The 407-nt window shown below is 62.2% G+C and carries 1 protein-coding gene; it reads left to right on the forward strand.

The features are described 5' to 3' along the window. Window positions 1–97 precede the first annotated feature (97 nt). The coding region (locus ACX4ZE_RS23150; RefSeq protein WP_480275581.1) for a site-specific integrase at window positions 98–407 on the forward strand (310 nt) is incomplete at its 3' end.

Raw genomic sequence — 407 nt, forward strand, 5'->3', positions numbered from 1 at the left:
CGTTATCTCCGGTCATCTGAGCGGGTGTAGTTGACGTAGCCGACACGCCCCTTGTGCTTCCGGGCGTTTTGTCATGGACTGGTTATCTTTGGCGTCCATGACAGAACCGACCGTGCTCATGGTGCAGCGGGTGGTGATGCCGTTCGGGCATGATGAGTCGTGGACTGTGGTGGGAGCCGACTCGGTGACGATTGAGCCTGCGGAGGCGTTCCTTGCGCATCTGCATGCGGTGGAAAGGTCTCCGAACACGGTTCGCGCCTATGCCCACGACCTGCGCGACTGGTTCGAGTTCTGTGGTCAGGCCGGGGTGAGGTGGTCGAGCGCTCGACTCGAGGACGTCGGCCGGTTCGTCGCGTGGCTTCGTATGTTGCCAGGGATGCGTCGTGAGCCGAACGTGGTGGGGTTGC

It is taken from the genome of Nocardia sp. TBRC8007, from assembly GCF_056629435.1.